The sequence below is a fragment of the Paenibacillus senegalensis JC66 genome (assembly GCF_000285515.1).
Taxonomy (GTDB): Bacteria; Bacillota; Bacilli; order Paenibacillales; family NBRC-103111; genus Paenibacillus_L; species Paenibacillus_L senegalensis.
Genome location: NZ_HE610957.1, coordinates 1,549,234 through 1,566,385, shown reverse-complemented (window position 1 = coordinate 1,566,385; position 17,152 = coordinate 1,549,234). Strand labels below are relative to the sequence as shown.

The window sequence follows — 17,152 nt, the reverse complement described above, 5'->3', positions numbered from 1 at the left end:
CTAATCGAAAAACACACTATTGTGCCCTCAGTATACCGTGAAACGGCTGAGAGGGCAAGAGGGAGGAAGTATGAACGTTACTAAAGCTCAATTGAGGGATTTCATCGACAAGAAGATTTTTGACAAAAAGGAAAAGTTAAAAAAGAAATTGAAGAAGCTGCAAAGATGGCGATGGGGAACGCATTGGATGAATTATTAGGCGACTTGACCGAATTCGGAAAGGTAGCCGATCAGTTCGGTGATATGTTGGCTGAAAGGATCGAATTGATTGGTAAGGATTCACTCAGCCACTACACTACAGTAACAATGATATACGCCAATAAACTCAGTAATCCAAAGGAGCATTTTCTTAAGGATGTTCTCAGTGATGCCGTGCCTGCTCTATTAAATGATAGTTACTACAGTAGGTTTAAGAGCGAGTCTTTAATGCCTGCGTTTAATGAGCTTAGCGAAAGCCTCCAGCCCAAAATCAAGCTTTACCATGACGGGCTGGATCAATTGAAGTGGGAACTAAACACCGCCATAACCAACGAGACAACAGGAAAAAAAGCTTATAACGCTTTGGTTGCCCTAGGTGTGGATATGTCCGATCTGCCGGAGGTAAATCCTAATCTTCCAGCAGTAACAAAGCTGTCCGTTGACGTATGCGTGATTAATGATAATTGCGGCGAGTCGCCATGAAGCGTAAAAATTTGACCTCTATCGGCATCGTCTGCACAATCGACCGTCACGGGAGAGTCACTGTCCCCGCCGTGATGCGGGACAGTATGGAGATCGAGCCCGGCAGCCAGTTAGATTTATTTGTTGTCGGTGACAAGCTTGTCCTGCGCAAGCATTACCCCGGTTGTGTGCTGTGTCTGGATACAGAGGACAAATTGGTCATGACGCCTACAGGCAAACAAGTCTGTATGCGCTGCGTAAATCGACTAAAAAGGGAGGTCATTCGATGAAAGCTACTGGAATTGTACGCCGCGTTGACCATTTGGGAAGGATCGTTATCCCCGTAGAACTTCGCAGAACTTTAGGGATTCAAACAGCGGACGGTCCTATAGATGGCGATTCGCTAGAAATTTACATGGACGGTGAACGGATCATTCTTAAGAAATACGCACCTGGCTGCCATTTGTGCGGCGAGGCAGGTCTACCGCTGCAAACAGTCATGAGTAAGCCTATATGTGGCAAGTGTGTCGCTGCTGTATGTCGGCAGGCTGGTTGTTAGTGATGAGTAAAGTAACCAACGTGTTATTGGCTGATGAGTGCGAGGTTTGCGGCCAAGAAGTTCCGCCTCAATACCTCATGAGCTGGAATGATAGAGAAGTTTGTAAGTACTGTATCCAAGAAATCACTAGGGAGAGTGAGCGATATGCCAGTAACAATCACAATTAACGGAGATTCCGCAACACAAGCTATTGAGGAGTTTGCAACGTTGTCAGCTGCTTTTGTGGGGGAGTCTGCTTCCACTGCTGAACCGGTCCAGCAAGAGAAGAAGCAGAAGACTAGAAAGCCTAAGAAGGAAGAGAAGCAGGCTGAGCCGGAAGAGGAATTAGAAGAGCAGTCGGAGGATCTGGAAGAAAAGAGCAGTAAAGTCGAGGAGCCGGAAACCGATCCAGAGGATGACAGCGGCAATGATGAAGGAGACGACATTCCTTCTGTGGAGGATTTGCGAGAGAAAGCTTCTGAGCTGGCGAAAGGCGGCAAGCGTGCAGAGGTGCGGGAACTGCTCAGTAAATATGGCGCTAAAGCCGTGTCCAACGTGCCGGAGAAGAAACGGGCTGAATTTGCTAAAGCGCTGCATGCTCTGGAGGATTCGGAATGAGCGGTCACGCAGAGAGGAAGCATGCTAAGCTCTCCGCTTCGGGTAGCCATCGTTGGATGGCTTGCCCTGGTAGCGTGACGCTAGAGGAGTTGTTCCCTGATAACTCTACTAGTTACGCCGATGAAGGAACAGCAGCACATGAATTATCTGAGTTGGTACTCAAGCTTCAGTTAGGTGAGATCACCAAGCGCAAATATAGCGCCGAACTCAAGAAACATGAGGAGGGCGAGTATTACAGCCCTGCAATGCTGGAGTACGTACAAACCTATGTGGATATCGTCTTGGAACGGTTCGCGGAAGCCCAGGTACGGACCAAAGACGCTCAAATTCTACTGGAGCAGCGTTTAGATTTTTCAGATTGGGTTCCGGATGGTTTCGGGACTGGTGACGTTGTGATTATATCCGATGGGATCCTTGAGGTTATTGACCTTAAATACGGCAAAGGCGTACAAGTTGACGCTGAAAATAATTCACAGTTAAGACTCTACGGTTTAGGGGCTTGGAGTGAACACGGCTTTTTGTATGACTTTGAAACAATCCGAATGACGATTGTCCAGCCCCGTTTGGATCACGTATCCACTGAAGAGCTGCCGCTTGCTGATTTACTGGCCTGGGGTGAGGACAAAGTTAAACCGGCTACAAAAAAGGTTTTTCTGCCACGTCCTCCTCATGCTGCGGGCGATTGGTGCAAATTCTGCCGGGCAAAATCTCATTGTCGGACACGGGCCAGAGCCAATTTAGAACTGGCAAAACATGAGTTTGAAGAGCCAGCGCTGCTCAGTCCGGAGGAAATCGGGGAAATTTTGCATAAGGCCGATGAACTGAAAGCTTGGGCTGAAGATATCTCGAAGTATGCACTTAACCAAGCTGAAAATCACGGTGTAAGGTTCCCCGGCTGGAAACTGGTTGAAGGTCGGAGCAACCGCACCATTACGGACAAGGAGAAGGCCCGGATGGTATTGCTGGATGCTAAGTATAAAGAGGATCAAATTTTAAAGCCGCAGGAGCTTCGCGGCATAACCGATCTGGAATCTCTCATTGGGAAGAAAACTTTTACATCCCTAATGGGGGATCTGATCACAAAGCCACCAGGCAAGCCAAAACTGGCTCCAGTGAGCGACCCACGTCCGGAAATATCCAGTGCAGCGTCTGCTGCTGAGGATTTTGCGGATGGGTGATATAGCAAACTATTACGTTGATCAGATGGCGGCTGGAAGAATGTCGTCAGGATACTATAACTCAAATAAAAGGAGAACTGCCAATATGGAAACTAAAGTGATCACAGGAAAATGTCGTTTGAGCTATGCACATGTATTCGCACCGAATAAAGATGGTAAATACAGCGTTTCGGTACTCATTCCTAAATCTGATAAGAAGACTGTTAAAAAAATCAAGGACGCCATTGAGGCTGCCAAGGAGCTAGGCAAAAGTAAATGGGGTGGTAAGGTGCCGAAAAACCTCAAGCTGCCGCTCCGGGATGGCGATGTAGATCGTGAAGACGATGAAGCGTATGAAGGTCACTATTTTGTGAATGCCAACAGCAACACTAAACCGGGAATCATTGATCTGGATAAGATCGAAATTACTGACTCCACAGAAGTTTATTCCGGTAGTTATGCTCGGTTAAGCTTGAACTTTTATCCATATGACAGAGACGGGAGTAAAGGAATTGCTTGCGGTCTGAACAACATTCAAAAGGTGGCGGATGGTGATCCGCTGGGTGGACGTGCGAGAGCTGAGGACGACTTTGACGACGAGTACGACGACGAAGAAGAGGACTTTTAATCATTATTGCATCTAAGAGGGGATTCGAGAGAGTCCCCTTTCCTATCAAAAATAATGGGAGCGTGAGATAGATGAACATTAAAGAGTTGGTCGAAAAAGCACATCAAAACGCCGTAAGTAAAGGTTGGTGGGAGAAGGGGCGGACGTATGGGGAATTGATCGTATTAGTGCATTCGGAAGTGTCAGAAGCACTGGAGGATCACAGGAACGGTCACGCTCCAACAAAAGTCTGGTATGAATTTACTGCCAGTAAAGGGAACGTTCTTAGGTCTGATACTTACCGTAACAGCCGATGGAAGCCTTGCGGAATCCCCTCGGAATTAGCTGACGTCTGCATCAGGATTTTTGATATCGCTGGTAAGTATGGATGGGGGGAGGAACTTCATGAAAAATTCAAGACGGTCAATGATATAAGTTTTGAATCCTGGTATGTCAATGCCTCCCTTCCGGAGCACCTGAATCACATCTATTACTGTTTGTCAATGTCGTGGATTAAGTTCGCCGGGGGATTACCAATTAGCGCATTTAAGAGCTTGGCTACCTGCCTTGGAAGCGTGCAATACGTGGCAGATAAATACGGTATCGATTTAGAGCGAGCCATAGCCGAAAAGATGGCCTACAATGCAACGAGGCCGCGCAGGCACGGGGGTAAGGTGCTATGAAGATTAAACTCTATTCCGAGACCTCGAAACGGTGGCTGTGTTTCCGGCACGCTGTAGCGAGATCGCTTACCGGTGAGGACATCGAGCTGGAAACGGACGAAGATGATTTTACCTCTGAGTTCGACATGAGAGACACTGGCTGCGCTGATTGTCGTTTGGAGGATTTCTGATGAGAACGCTCCGAATTGATATTGAAACCTATTCCTCCGTGGATCTGCTCAAATGTGGCGTTTATCCCTATGTTGAGGCACCCGATTTTGAAATCTTACTATTTGCTTATGCCTGGGATGACGAGCCGGTACAGCTTGTTGATCTGACCGATCTGGAGGAGCTGCCGGAGGACGTTTGGGATGCACTTACTGATCATAAGGTCATCAAAACAGCGTTCAATGCAAACTTCGAGAGGGTTTGTATTGCCAAGCACTACGGCATTGAGACTGACCCGAGTCAATGGCGCTGTACGGCTGTTCAATCATTAATGTTGGGGCTGCCTACTTACCTGGAAGGTGTTGCGCAGTGCCTTAAGCTGGAGCAGCAGAAGGATGCAGCTGGCAAGAACCTGATTAAGTTCTTTTCTGTACCGTGCAAACCAACCAAGAAGAACGGCGGCCGGACGCGCAATCACTCTTATCACAATCCGGAGAAATGGGAAGAGTACAAGGCTTACTGTATTCAGGACGTGGAGACGGAGAGGGCTATCAGTAAGGCACTGGACGGGTACGATATCCTGCCGTTTGAACAGCGGCTTTGGGAGTTGGATCAGCGCATAGCAGATCGTGGGATTGCCGTTGATATGGATCTGGTACAAAAGGCGATTCAAGCCGATCAGGAGTACAAGGAACGCTTGACAGCTGAGGCCGCTGAGTTAACCGGCCTGGATAACCCCAACAGTGTAGCTCAATTAAAAGCGTGGTTCTTGGAGCATGAAGGGGTCACGATTGACAGCCTGAGTAAAGACGCTTTACCCAAGATCAAGGAAGAGTTGCAGACTGATGAAGGTCTTGAAATGTTACGGCTTCGGAAGGAGCTGTCCAAGACATCTGTCCGTAAGTACGAGGCTATGCAGCGCGGCCATTGTCAAGATCACCGGCTGCGCGGACTACTTCAGTTCTATGGCGCTAACCGGACAGGGCGCTGGGCGGGTAGGCTGGTACAGGTCCATAACTTGCCCAAGAACAAGATCGCAGATTTGAAGCTTGCACGTGATCTACTGCGTGAAGGCGATTTTGAACTGCTGGAAATGTTGTACGGTTCGGTGTCCGGTGTGCTGTCACAGCTTATACGGACGGCGTTTATTCCTTCACCCGATAGTCGTTTTATCGTCTCTGACTTCTCAGCCATTGAGGCCCGCGTGATTGCGTGGCTGTCGGGGGAGCAGTGGCGTCTAGATGTATTCAACACGCACGGCAAGATATATGAGGCATCAGCTTCCGCCATGTTTGGCATTCCCATTGATCAGATCGACAAAGGCAGCGACCTCCGGCAGCGCGGGAAGGTGGCAGAGCTGGCGCTTGGCTACCAGGGCGGCCCAGGTGCTTTGATCCAAATGGGTGCTTTAGATATGGGCATTCCGGAGGACGACTTGCAAGGGCTAGTTGACGCCTGGCGCAATGCAAACCCGAAGATTAAACAGTTCTGGTATAAGGTCGGCAATGCGGCAGTAGATGCAGTAGACCAAAAGCGCGTGATCGAGTTGCATCACGGCCTCCGCTTTATCCCTGACGATCCCTTCTTATTTATAGAGCTACCTTCAAAGCGGCGGCTAGCTTACTACAAGCCAAAGCTCAAGCCTAATAAATGGGGTGGCACACAGCTCAGTTATGAAGGCGTGGACCAGGATACAAAGCGCTGGGGGCGGCTCTCCACGTATGGCGGGAAATTGGTGGAGAATATCGTCCAGGCGGTTGCGAGGGATTGCTTGGCAGTCTCACTGTTACGCCTGGACGAACGGGGCTACGATGTTGTGATGCACGTACATGATGAAGTTGTGCTTGACGAACCGAAGGACTGGGACTGTATGCAAGAGATTACGGACATCATGGGGCAGCCGATTGCCTGGGCTCCGGGGTTGCCGCTTGCCGCTGATGCTTTTGAGACGGAATTTTATATGAAGGACTGACGCACATGCTAGAAATCTCATTCGGGCGGAACCGATCTGATAAACACTGGAAAAATGAATATCTGGAGTGGGAAGAGTTCGTTCAGCGGCTGCGTAAAGTACGACGCACGACAGAGACCATGGCGCAGTACGACCGTCAAACCAAGGCGAAGCAATTCGATATCAAAGACGGTCCCGCATTCGTTGGCGGCTCTATCCGCGGCGGACGGCGGAAAAAGGAAAACATCGAATGCCGCTGGTTGATCACGTTGGATGTGGATCACGCCGATGAAGATTTCCAGCTTGCTGCTGACCTTGTCCTGGGCGGCTCCGCCTATCTGCTCTACTCTACCCACTCACACAGACCTAACAAACCGAAATACCGTTTAATTGCTCCGGTTGACCGGGAGATGGATCAGGACGAATATGCCGCTGTAAGCCGCAAGCTTGCTGATCAAATCGGGCTGGACTTCTTCGACAAAACAACTTTTGAAGTGCAGCGGCTCATGTACATGCCGAGTTGCAGCCAGGACGCCGAACCAGTCTTTGAGGTGTTTGAGGGTGAGCCGATCAGCGTTGATAGCATTTTAGACGAATACGACGACTGGAAGGACGTTAGTTCATGGCCGCGGCACGAGGACGAGAAGACGGCTGAAGGGTTGTTTGGCAAGAAGCCACAGGACCCGACTGACAAACCTGGGCTGATCGGCGTGTTCTGCAGGACGTATTCCATAGATGAAGGGATAGAAAAGTTCCTTTCTGATCAATACGAACCGGGCACGATGCCGAACCGCTACACCTATATAGATGGTAGCAGCGCGAACGGGCTAGAGGTATTTCCGGATCAAGGTTTAGCTTATTCACACCAGGAGTCAGACCCGGTCAGCGATGGCCGGAGTCACAACCTTTTTGACCTTATCCGGATCCACCGTTACCGCGATCTGGACGACAACCTGAAGGAGAAGACGCCTGCCAACAAGCACCCAAGCTATCTCGCCATGCTGGAGTTTGCTTCCAATGATTCGGAAGTTAAGAAGGCGAAGCTATCGGAACTAATAGATGAATTTGACGAACTAGAGCTTGAAGAGGACGACGACTGGCAAGCCAAGCTGGACACTCACAACAAGACCGGTGACGTTCTGCCAACGGCCAAAAATGCGGAGTTGATCCTTCGGAACGGGGAGTTTAAAGGTGTACTAGGTTATGACTCCTTTGGCAATACCGAAGTCATCCGCGGAGCTTTGCCGTGGCGAGGGCGTGAGCGACCACATAGGAGATACGAGCCGTGGTTAGGGGCTGATGACAAGCGGCTACAACACTATTTTGGTAAACGTTACGGATTTTCAACGGCTTCGACCATTCAGAACGCGTTTACGGAGGTTGTTCATATGAATAAATTTCACCCCATTAAGGAATTCATTGAAGGCGGAAAGTGGGACGGCGAGAAGAGAGCGGAACGGATCTTCATTACTTATTTAGGGGCTGACGACTCCCATTATGTACGCCAAGTAACCCGGAAAATGCTACTGGCAGCTGTTCGCAGGCTGTATGAGCCAGGCTGTAAATTTGATCAAATGCTTGTACTTGTCGGGCCACAAGGAGCCGGGAAAAGCAGCATTTTGGCAAAGCTGGGCCGGGAATGGTTCAGCGATTCCTTACGAACTTTTGAAAACAAGGAAGCGGGAGAGCATTTGCAGAGCGGTTGGTTGTTCGAGATTGGGGAGCTGTCAGCCATGAAGAAGACAGAGGTCGAAGAGGTCAAAGCGTTTCTATCTAAAACGGAAGACCGCTATCGGGTTGCTTATGATCGTCAGGTGTCGGATTTCCCGCGTAAATGCGTGTTTTTTGGAACCACGAATACTAAGGAGTTTTTACGTGACACGACCGGAAACCGGCGGTTTTGGCCCGTTGAGGTAGTGCCGGATCGAGCTGAAAAAAGTCATTGGGACGATATGGGCGATTACGAGGTAAGCCAAATATGGGCAGAAGTATTGTGCTGGTACAAGGCGGCGGAGGCTTTGGAGCTTGACTCCAAGGCAAGGAAAGCGGCAGAAGAGCAACAAGCGGCACATCTAGAGACGGATTCTCGCGAGGGGATTATCCGCGATTGGCTGGATGCTGAAGACTTTGACACCTCCGGGGAATCTATCGGACAGCGGCAGCGCGTCTGTGCAGCCCAGGTATGGACCGAGTGTTTAGGCAATAAAAAGGGTTCTATGCAGCCCTGGGATGCTAAACCTATTCTTGATATTTTGAATAACTCACCAGGTTGGGTGCGAAGAAAAAACAGAGCGAAAGTACCCGGCTACGGATTACAAACTGTATTTGAAAGGGATGAATTTTAAGGTAACAGTAAACCGGTATCAGTGGGGGTATCAGTGAAAATTACTGATACCTCAAAAGTAACAGTGGTAACAGTAAAGTAACAGTAAATTTGGAATTACTGATACCGCCTCAACGCTGTCATACCAAGGGTTTGAGGGGGTAGGTAACAGTAATAACAGTAAATATACCCTAAATCTATAAAAATAGTATATAGAGGGGAAATAGCGTATATAGCACGCCTAAACCGCGATCCCGCGCACATAAGGGAATTTTACTGATTTACTGTTACTTGACCAGAAAGGAGTTTACAATGCTGGAATCAAGTTTAGAGAAACGTTTGGTACGTGACGTTGAGAAAGCAGGGGGGCTTTGCTGGAAGATCGGTCAGAATGGAAAGCCAGATCGGATGTGCCTCTTGCCGGACGGAAAAGCGGTGTTCGTGGAGATGAAACGACCTGGCGAGGAGCCCAGGCCATTGCAGAAGAAAATGCACCGCCGTTTGAGAAGCTTAGGCTTCACGGTCGAGGTGATTGACTCCCAAGAGGGGATTGAGGTGTTCATCCGTGAAATTCGTACCGCATCGCTATCAGGATTACGCGATTGACAAGGTGATAGATACCGAGGCGATTGCCTTGCTGCTAGAAATGGGTTTAGGGAAAACCGTAATCACATTGACAGCACTGGAACGCTTGCTGTTCGACCTGTTTGATTCGGAGCGGGTGTTGATCATCGCACCGTTGCGGGTGGCTGAGGACACTTGGGCCAGAGAAACCGCCAAATGGGATCACCTGCAACATTTGCGAATCTCGAAGGTGTTGGGGCCCAAGACCAAACGCGAACAAGCACTGGAAGCCCCAGCTGATTTATATATCATCAACCGTGAGAATGTCCCCTGGCTTGTCAGTCATTACGGAAAGCACTGGCCGTTTGATACAGTGGTCATCGACGAGTTAAGCAGCTTCAAGTCAAGTAAGGCCCAGCGCTTCCGGGCACTACGTAAAGTCCGGCCATTGATTCGTCGGATCATCGGCTTGACTGGAACACCAGCCCCAAACGGTCTGCATGATTTATGGGCGCCAGTGTACCTCTTAGATCAAGGGGAGCGACTAGGTAAGACAGTCACAGGCTTCCGTGACCGGTACTTTACGCCAGGTCAGCGCAACGGCCACGTCGTTTACGAGTGGAAAGCTAAAGAGGAGTCAGAGCAGCGCGTTTATGATGCTATATCTGACATAACCGTGTCGATGAAAGCCGAAGATTGGCTTGAATTACCCGAGAAAGTGGAACGTACCGTTCCGGTGCCACTGACTCCCGCAGCCCGTGACCTATACAAGAAGCTTGAAAAGGATCTGCTGCTAGAATACGAGGATGCGGACGTTGTAGCTACTACAGCAGCAGTACTCTCCAACAAGCTGCGACAAATGGCAAGCGGCGCTGTTTATGACGAGGATCGAGGTATCAAAGAGATTCACACCGCCAAGCTGGACGCATTGGAGGACATCATAGAAGCGGCGAACGGCAAGCCGATCATGATATTTTACGAATTTAAACATTCGCTTGCCCGCATCCAACAACGTTTCCCGCAAGCGCGGATCCTTCGCAAAGGTGCTGACGGGAACGAAGATATCAGGGCCTGGAATAATAACGAAATTCCGATTTTGCTACTACATCCACAGTCAGCAGGGCACGGTCTCAACCTCCAGGAATCGAGTTGTCAGACGGTTGTCTGGTATGACCAAATCTGGAGTTTGGAGTATTACCAGCAAGCTAATGCCAGGGTATACCGGCAAGGGCAAACTAGACGAATCGTTGTCTTGAGACTGGCAGCTGAAAATACGATGGATGAAGAGACGGTGGCAGCTCTGGAGCGCAAAGAAACCGGCCAAGAGGCGCTAATGCAGGCGGTTAAAGCTAGAATCGAAAGGGTGAGAAGATGAAAGCACTATTAGGCATTGCGGCATTATTAATAGCCTTTGTAGCCGTAGCGTGCGTAATCGCTGGGGCTCTAGCGGAAAGGATGAAAGAGCAATGAAAAGACTCATAAAACCTGGATTGTGTATGAGGTGCAATTCTACTTTGCCAGCTGAGGATGAAGAGATTTTATGCGATTCCTGCAAGCCTTCTGACAACATTAACCATCCAAACCATTACACTACGGGCAAGGTTGAGTGTATAGACGCGATAGAAGCAGCAACCGAAGGATTAACCGGCATACAGGCCGTATGTACAGGTAACGTGATTAAATACGTTTGGCGCTGGCGGCGTAAGAACGGAGTCGAGGATTTACGTAAGGCCCGCTGGTACTTGGATAAGTTGATTAAGGAGGTTGAGGAACGATGACCGTAACCCGTTATTACTTAACCGAACAGGAGCGCATATATGCTGACAACAATCAGTTACACTTGATTCCAGCAGCTGACCAGCGGAACCCGGAAGAACTATCAGAATTCATCCCGGAAAAACCTCCTGAGCGAGTGTATACCGGTAAATATGCCAGACTGACTAAAAAATACTTGATTGAGCAACTGGCTACTGGAATTACGGTTCGGCAGTTAGCTAAGAAGTTGGGCATGCCGAGAGAATCGCTTAGCAGCAAGCTATTTGAATATGGAATCACGGAGGAGGTTGTGAGGGGTCATGAACAAACAAGAGATTGCTAAGGTAGCTGCCGAGTTGGCATTGGATTTTTACAAGAAGGAGCAGGAGCGACAGAATAAACTTAAACGGGATCGCCGGCTACGGAATACAAAGCTGCTGCTTCGTAATTATCGCAAGTTCAAGATTCACTGTGAGGAGAACACACAAAGCCTAAAAGTGCTACAAGACCCGAACTCTCTGGAGCATATAAACATTGACGAATTAGTTATAGAGTCGATTATCAAGAACAAAGAGCGTACTGCTGCCATGATCGCTTACGTTGATCGGATGATTGATATATATCGAGTGATGGCTGAGAGATCGAGTAAGCCGGAGGACTTGCGGAGGTTTAAGATCATGCATGATTACTACATCGCGGAAGAAATTATAAACGCCGAAAACATCGCCGCATGTCACTTTATAGATAAACGTACAGTGTACAGGGATATAAATAAAGCCTGTGAAGCCTTGTCCAGCTTGATATTTGGAGTTGATGGTATTCGTATGATCGTTTAAATCGCATGACACTAACGTGTCGTTTACGGCGTCATTTCTAAAATGTTATTATGATAGTGTGAAAAATTATGTTAACGGGAGTCTTCCTTTGCGGAGGCTCCTGTTTTTATGCAAAGAAAAAAGACCAGGCACGAGACCTAGTCTTTAATCTACCGGTGTTTCCGGATTTGTTTTTATTTTAACAAATAATGGATGTGGTGTAAATCATGTTTAAAAAACATTTTGCTGGTTGGATCAGTTATCGTCACGGCATTTGCTGGGGGATTAGCCGGGATCGTAAGGATAAGCGGACGGGAGTTATTAAGCGTGGAGGTGTCGTGAAGTGATTGCCATATGCAATGCAGGATGTCAGCAGCAATTTCAGCATAACGGAAATAAAGTACTCAGATTACCTGGTGGGGTAGAAAAGACTTACTTTGCTTGTCCGCATTGTCAGCATGAATATGTGTTGTATTATACGGACGCTGAAATCCGCAAACTGCAAAAGCGAATTCAGAAGACGCTTGCCAAGAAAGTTAATCCGAGCTTGAAGTCTTCAGCGGCTATTACTCAGGAGAAACGAATCCAGCAGCAAGTCAATGAACAGAAAAAAGTGATTGCTGAAAAGATGGCTGCTTTACGGTTACGGATCGAACAATGATTCCGGTATATAAAACTCCTGAACAGAAACGAAAGTTTTACGATGGCAAAGAGTGGAAGCAGCTCCGTGAAGAAGCGAAGGACCGTGACAATCATGAATGCCAAGAGTGCAAGCGTAACGCATCGGTTGGCATTGATACAAACGAATACAGCGAAAAGGCAGGGCGAAAGAAGATCGCCTTAGTAGTTGATCATATCAAGGAGCTAGAAGATCATCCGGAGTTAGCTTTGGAGATAGATAATCTTGAAACGCTATGCGTTCGCTGCCACAACGTAAAGCATGGGAGAGTCTTTGTTCCGAATGTGAATAAGTGGGCAGCAGATGAAAGGTGGTAGGATGATGGTTGTGAATATTTGTTGCGAATGCAATAAGTGGATAAGGGGACAGGTGGCTAAAGATGGAGTGTTGTGTGATGAATGCAAAGGGAAAGGCGGGATTGAATTGTACGTAAAGAAAGCTATTGAAAAAAGATTGCTTGATATACAGAATAAAGAATCGTTTTTAAGAGATGGACTTAATCATTTAACAGAACAGCTAAGGATAGGGGAAGCAAATCTTGATACGTTGTTGGAGGAAAAGAAACAACTCAAGGAATTCTTAAGAGATAGTTGACATACCCCCCGGGTCTAAGGTTTTAAGGAATCTCCTAGGCCGGGCACCGGTGCGGGGAGTCGACTGTCGAGTTTTTTAGCCGTTTCGCGCGTTTATAGTTAATTGGGAATTAATAACAAATAGGTTTTGTGGAGGGAGGGAGTAAATTTGGATGAGTCCGAAAGGGAGAAATTGAGGAAGCAGATCGAGCGGGACCTCAAAAAGCAAATGAAACTTAACAGCACGACGGCGAAATACCACGCCGACCTGGTTCAGGACTACTTGGCGCTGTGGGATCTGAAAAATGAATTGTTGGACGATATCCGAGACAGCGGGATTAAGGTGTCCGGGATGCACGGTCCCAAAAGTAACCCGTCCATTACCGACCTCCACAAGACAAATGACCGTATGCTCCGTATACTCGAAGCCTTGAACTTGAACGTGCCAAAAGCGGAAATCATCAAGCCTGACAAGACTACGAAAAATGACCTGATATGATCAATCAGAAATACGTCAATGAGTATATCGAGTTATACCGCAAAGGCAAAATCAGGTTAAACGAGGAACGGAAGCTGCTAATTGAATATTTGGAACGGGATGTGTTATCCCGTGACGATCTATATTTTGATGACGAAATGATTGAGAACTGTATCAAGTTTGCGGATAAGTGGTATTTCCCACTTCAGCCCTTTCAAAAGTTCTTGATTGCTTTCGTTTTTTTATTTTATACGGGCTCACGCAAATTGTTTTACCGGCGTTTTCTTTGGATGCTGGGCAGGGGAGGCGGTAAGAATGGTCTAATCTCTGTTATCAGCCATTTTTTAACCAGCGAGCTACATGGAGTGAGAGGGTATAATATTTCAGTCGTCGCTAACTCCGAAGAACAGGCTAAGACGTCCGTTGAAGAGGTTGGCGAGGTCGTTAAGCTGTACCCGACACTGCAGAAGCATTTCAAGGCAACAGCGACCCAGGTCCTGAGTAAGAAGACGAACAGCATTTTCAAGTTTCGGACATCAAACGGGAATACTAAAGACGGCCTGCGGGATGGTGCGGTTGTCTTTGATGAGATTCATTACTTTGAAGATAACCAAAATGTGAGGGTCCATATATCTGGACTTGGTAAGCGGCAGCCACCAAGGGAATTTTACATCGGCACAGATGGTTACGTCCGGGATGGCTTTCTTGACAAGATGAAAGAGCGGGCGAGGAAAGTCCTTGAAGGTAGTGCAAGGGCTAATTCGATGTTCCCTTTTATCTGTAAGCTGGACAAGGAAGAAGAAATTGACGATCCGGCCAATTGGGAAAAGGCCAATCCAATGTTGAGTGAGCCCCGAAACGAATACGCTCAAGGCCTATACGAGACAATCCAGGAAGAGTACGAGGATTTAATAGACGATCCGTCCAACCGCGAGGAATTCATGACTAAGCGCATGAATCTCCCTCTGACGGATCTGGAAAAGTCAGTAGCGAAGTGGGAAGAGATTGCAGGCACAAATCAACCTCTGCCTGACCTTGAAGGTCAGGAGTGCATTGGGTGCTTGGACTTCGCCCAAATCCGGGACTTTGCTTCTGTCGGCCTGGTATTCAAGCACGATGGTAAGGTTCCGTTCATAACCCATTCGTTTACCCGCAAGGAGTTCGTGGACAAGTATTACGGCTATTCCCGGCTTAACGTTGACGATAAGGAGAAATTCGCTCCAATCAAGGATTGGGAGTCCAAAGGACTGCTGACAGTGCTGAACGAGGAAATGATTAACCTGGAGCATATCGTCAACTGGTTTGTTACGATGCGTCTGAAATACAACATCAAGAAAATTATAGGCGATAATTACCGGATGGAGATGTTAAAGCCAATGCTTGAAGCCGTAGGGTTTGAGGTTGAAGTCATTCGCAGGCCGGAGGCGATTCACGGACTCTTGGCTCCCCGCGTGGAAATGTATTTTTCCAAGGGAATGTTTGTATGGGGTGACAATCCTTTAATGCGCTGGTATACCAACAACGTCCTTGTCACGATCAAAAAAGATGGGAACAAGGTATATGGGAAGAAAGAGCCGATCCGCAGAAAAACAGACGGTTTTCAGGCGCTGGTATGCGGGCTGTATCGGATTGAGGAATTGAGCGAAGGCAGCATTGACGATGCGCTGGATGCGTTAGATGCCTTGAACTTCTAAAGGGGGTGAGTAAAACGGAATGAAATTTTTGGAGAGCATACTCCGGCGAAATAGTGAGCTTGAGTCCATGTTTGATCTTGACCTTATTTACGACTTGTCCAGTCGCCCGTATCTCAAAAAAATGGCGCTAGAAACGTGTATCAATTTCATTGGGCGAACGATCAGCCTCAGCGACTTTAGGATTGTCGAGAACAAGAAGCGGGTATACGATGATTGGAATTATCTGCTCAATGTACGACCTAATACCGATCAATCAGCAGCCGAGTTTTGGCAACAGCTTGTGTATCGGTTGATATACGACAATGAAGTTTTGGTCATCTTATCAGATCGTAATGACTTGCTGATTGCTGATAGCTTCAGCCGGGTGGAGTACGCCGTTTACCCTGACACCTTCAAAGAAGTTACGGTCAAGGATTACACATTCAAGCGCACGTTCCAGATGGATGAAGTCATCTACTTAACCTATAACAATGAAAAGCTCACACGGTTTTTAAATGGCTTGTTTGAGGACTATTCCAGCCTATATGCCCGAATGCTAGAGACTCAGAAACTGAACAATCAGATCCGGGGAACAGTCGGAATTGATTCAACACAATCCCTTAATGATGACCAGCGAACCCGATTGCAGGAATTTATTGATAAGCTCTTTACTTCCTTCAAAAAAAATGTCATCGCTCTGGTCCCCAAGCTTAAGGGCTTTGAGTATGACGAGGTGAACAACGGATCGAATAACGGTAAGTCGATAGACGAGCTTACGAAGCTAAAACGTGACATTACAAACGAGGTTGCTAATATCATCGGTATCCCTAGCACCTTGATACACGGGGATATGTCGGAGTATGAAACAGCGATTAAGGCTTATAACAGATTTTGTGCAGCTCCACTCCTTAAAAAGATTCGAGATGAACTGACGGCCAAACTGATACCCAAAGCCGAATATATGGCAGGAAAGCGAATCAGTATTCACGGTGTGATTGAATCGAATCCGCTGGAGCTGGCTAATGCAGTGGACAAGCTTCGCGCATCCGGCGTTTACAACGGCAATGAAATCAGAATTAAGTTGGGGGATGAGCCAGTGGACAATCCAGCTTTGGATGAATACGTGATGACGAAAAACTATCAAGGTGCTGCTAGCTCAATGGAAGGGGGTGACGAAGAGAGTGAGCAAAATGACAAAACTTGATTTTCTAAAAACGTTCAAGAATCAAGCCTACTTACAGCAGCTGGAGAAGATCGAACGCAAGTTTGAGAGTCGATACAATGAGGCTGACGACACGACCGAGATTACGATTTACGGTCTTATCGGTGATTGGTGGGGGGAATCAGTTTCTGCTTCCGACATTGACAATGTGATTAAAGATGCAAAGGGCGATTTGTTGATTAACCTTAATTCACCGGGCGGGGATGCCTTCGATGGGATAGCCATTTACAACCGGCTCAAAAAGCATAAGGGAAAGGTGACCATCCACGTTGACGGCTGGGCCTGTTCCGCAGCATCGGTTATCGCAATGGCTGCCGATGAGCTGATTATGGGCTTAGGCTCCATGTGTATGATTCATGAGGCTAGCAATATCGTGTGGGGAACTAAGACACAGATGCGCAAGGAAGCCGATGTATTGGACGAGTTGGAAGAAGGAATCATTGACATCTACATGACCAAGGCCAAGGTGAGCCGCGAAGATATCCGGGTGGCGGTGGACGCTGAAACCTGGTACAGCGCACAAAAGGCGGTTGATATCGGGTTTGCTACAGCGGTAAGCGGTGATAACGGTGACGAGAAGGAAAATGAAATTGCTGCGCTTCGCACCCAACTGGCAGACGCGCATAACGAAATACAGCAGTTAAAAAACAAGAAGGAACCTGAACCGATTGCGGCAGCAGTTGGACCACGGTTCTATTTTTAATTCCAAA

23 protein-coding genes are annotated in these 17,152 nt (G+C 47.8%); all 23 read left to right on the top strand.

The annotated features are described in order from the left end of the window. Nucleotides 1-70: 70 nt before the first annotated feature. Complete coding sequence (locus tag PSHG_RS31690; protein WP_262362339.1) at nucleotides 71-199, top strand: hypothetical protein; 129 nt, start codon at nucleotides 71-73, stop codon at nucleotides 197-199. Further along, on the top strand, nucleotides 184-681 hold the full coding sequence (locus PSHG_RS07365) for a hypothetical protein (RefSeq protein ID WP_010271406.1): 498 nt from the start codon (nucleotides 184-186) through the stop codon (nucleotides 679-681). The genes PSHG_RS31690 and PSHG_RS07365 overlap by 16 nt, the downstream gene beginning before the upstream one ends. Further along, nucleotides 678-950 (top strand): AbrB/MazE/SpoVT family DNA-binding domain-containing protein, encoded by a 273-nt coding sequence (locus PSHG_RS26845; protein WP_026021233.1) that lies wholly within the window; start codon nucleotides 678-680, stop codon nucleotides 948-950. Before PSHG_RS07365 ends, PSHG_RS26845 begins: the two co-directional genes overlap by 4 nt. Next, nucleotides 947-1,219, top strand: a complete 273-nt coding sequence (locus PSHG_RS31830; protein WP_010271401.1) for an AbrB/MazE/SpoVT family DNA-binding domain-containing protein — start codon at nucleotides 947-949, stop codon at nucleotides 1,217-1,219. Before PSHG_RS26845 ends, PSHG_RS31830 begins: the two co-directional genes overlap by 4 nt. 144 nt (nucleotides 1,220-1,363) lie before the next feature. After that, nucleotides 1,364-1,816, top strand: a complete 453-nt coding sequence (locus PSHG_RS29220) for a hypothetical protein (protein WP_010271399.1) — start codon at nucleotides 1,364-1,366, stop codon at nucleotides 1,814-1,816. After that, nucleotides 1,813-2,994: a DUF2800 domain-containing protein gene (locus tag PSHG_RS07345; protein WP_010271397.1), complete on the top strand. Its 1,182-nt coding sequence runs from the start codon at nucleotides 1,813-1,815 to the stop codon at nucleotides 2,992-2,994. Before PSHG_RS29220 ends, PSHG_RS07345 begins: the two co-directional genes overlap by 4 nt. 85 nt (nucleotides 2,995-3,079) lie before the next feature. Then, nucleotides 3,080-3,601 (top strand): DUF2815 family protein, encoded by a 522-nt coding sequence (locus PSHG_RS07340; RefSeq protein WP_010271395.1) that lies wholly within the window; start codon nucleotides 3,080-3,082, stop codon nucleotides 3,599-3,601. Nucleotides 3,602-3,672: 71 nt separating this feature from the next. Beyond that, on the top strand, nucleotides 3,673-4,263 hold the full coding sequence (locus PSHG_RS07335) for a nucleoside triphosphate pyrophosphohydrolase family protein (RefSeq protein WP_010271393.1): 591 nt from the start codon (nucleotides 3,673-3,675) through the stop codon (nucleotides 4,261-4,263). Continuing rightward, on the top strand, nucleotides 4,260-4,433 hold the full coding sequence (locus tag PSHG_RS30435) for a hypothetical protein (protein WP_157213431.1): 174 nt from the start codon (nucleotides 4,260-4,262) through the stop codon (nucleotides 4,431-4,433). The genes PSHG_RS07335 and PSHG_RS30435 overlap by 4 nt, the downstream gene beginning before the upstream one ends. After that, on the top strand, nucleotides 4,433-6,382 hold the full coding sequence (locus PSHG_RS07325; protein ID WP_010271390.1) for a DNA polymerase: 1,950 nt from the start codon (nucleotides 4,433-4,435) through the stop codon (nucleotides 6,380-6,382). Before PSHG_RS30435 ends, PSHG_RS07325 begins: the two co-directional genes overlap by 1 nt. 5 nt (nucleotides 6,383-6,387) lie before the next feature. After that, nucleotides 6,388-8,706, top strand: a complete 2,319-nt coding sequence (locus tag PSHG_RS07320) for a virulence-associated E family protein (RefSeq protein WP_010271387.1) — start codon at nucleotides 6,388-6,390, stop codon at nucleotides 8,704-8,706. A 290-nt stretch (nucleotides 8,707-8,996) separates the two neighbouring features. Beyond that, nucleotides 8,997-9,290 carry a VRR-NUC domain-containing protein gene (locus PSHG_RS07315; protein WP_010271384.1) on the top strand — a complete coding sequence of 98 codons (294 nt, stop codon included), beginning with the start codon at nucleotides 8,997-8,999 and terminating at the stop codon, nucleotides 9,288-9,290. After that, nucleotides 9,250-10,623 (top strand): DEAD/DEAH box helicase, encoded by a 1,374-nt coding sequence (locus PSHG_RS07310; protein WP_010271382.1) that lies wholly within the window; start codon nucleotides 9,250-9,252, stop codon nucleotides 10,621-10,623. The genes PSHG_RS07315 and PSHG_RS07310 overlap by 41 nt, the downstream gene beginning before the upstream one ends. A 91-nt stretch (nucleotides 10,624-10,714) precedes the next feature. Next, complete coding sequence (locus tag PSHG_RS07300; RefSeq protein ID WP_010271379.1) at nucleotides 10,715-11,026, top strand: DUF3310 domain-containing protein; 312 nt, start codon at nucleotides 10,715-10,717, stop codon at nucleotides 11,024-11,026. Then, the gene (locus PSHG_RS07295; RefSeq protein WP_010271377.1) at nucleotides 11,023-11,346 is read left to right on the top strand and encodes a hypothetical protein; all 324 of its coding nucleotides are present in this window, start codon (nucleotides 11,023-11,025) and stop codon (nucleotides 11,344-11,346) included. Before PSHG_RS07300 ends, PSHG_RS07295 begins: the two co-directional genes overlap by 4 nt. Beyond that, nucleotides 11,324-11,839 carry a hypothetical protein gene (locus PSHG_RS07290; RefSeq protein ID WP_010271376.1) on the top strand — a complete coding sequence of 172 codons (516 nt, stop codon included), beginning with the start codon at nucleotides 11,324-11,326 and terminating at the stop codon, nucleotides 11,837-11,839. Before PSHG_RS07295 ends, PSHG_RS07290 begins: the two co-directional genes overlap by 23 nt. Nucleotides 11,840-12,161: 322 nt before the next feature. After that, on the top strand, nucleotides 12,162-12,479 hold the full coding sequence (locus PSHG_RS29215; RefSeq protein WP_010271375.1) for a hypothetical protein: 318 nt from the start codon (nucleotides 12,162-12,164) through the stop codon (nucleotides 12,477-12,479). Beyond that, a complete protein-coding gene (locus PSHG_RS07280; RefSeq protein ID WP_085980202.1) occupies nucleotides 12,479-12,814 on the top strand; it encodes an HNH endonuclease in 336 nt (111 codons plus the stop codon). The genes PSHG_RS29215 and PSHG_RS07280 overlap by 1 nt, the downstream gene beginning before the upstream one ends. A gap of 1 nt (nucleotide 12,815) precedes the next feature. Next, complete coding sequence (locus tag PSHG_RS07275) at nucleotides 12,816-13,091, top strand: hypothetical protein (RefSeq protein WP_148497663.1); 276 nt, start codon at nucleotides 12,816-12,818, stop codon at nucleotides 13,089-13,091. Nucleotides 13,092-13,238: 147 nt separating this feature from the next. After that, nucleotides 13,239-13,568: a hypothetical protein gene (locus PSHG_RS07270; RefSeq protein ID WP_010271372.1), complete on the top strand. Its 330-nt coding sequence runs from the start codon at nucleotides 13,239-13,241 to the stop codon at nucleotides 13,566-13,568. Next, entirely contained in the window at nucleotides 13,565-15,241 is a 1,677-nt protein-coding gene (locus PSHG_RS07265) for a terminase TerL endonuclease subunit (protein WP_010271371.1), read from the top strand. Before PSHG_RS07270 ends, PSHG_RS07265 begins: the two co-directional genes overlap by 4 nt. 19 nt (nucleotides 15,242-15,260) lie before the next feature. Then, a complete protein-coding gene (locus PSHG_RS07260) occupies nucleotides 15,261-16,424 on the top strand; it encodes a phage portal protein (RefSeq protein ID WP_010271369.1) in 1,164 nt (387 codons plus the stop codon). Next, nucleotides 16,411-17,145 (top strand): head maturation protease, ClpP-related, encoded by a 735-nt coding sequence (locus tag PSHG_RS07255; protein ID WP_010271366.1) that lies wholly within the window; start codon nucleotides 16,411-16,413, stop codon nucleotides 17,143-17,145. Before PSHG_RS07260 ends, PSHG_RS07255 begins: the two co-directional genes overlap by 14 nt. The last annotated feature ends 7 nt before the right edge of the window (nucleotides 17,146-17,152 follow it).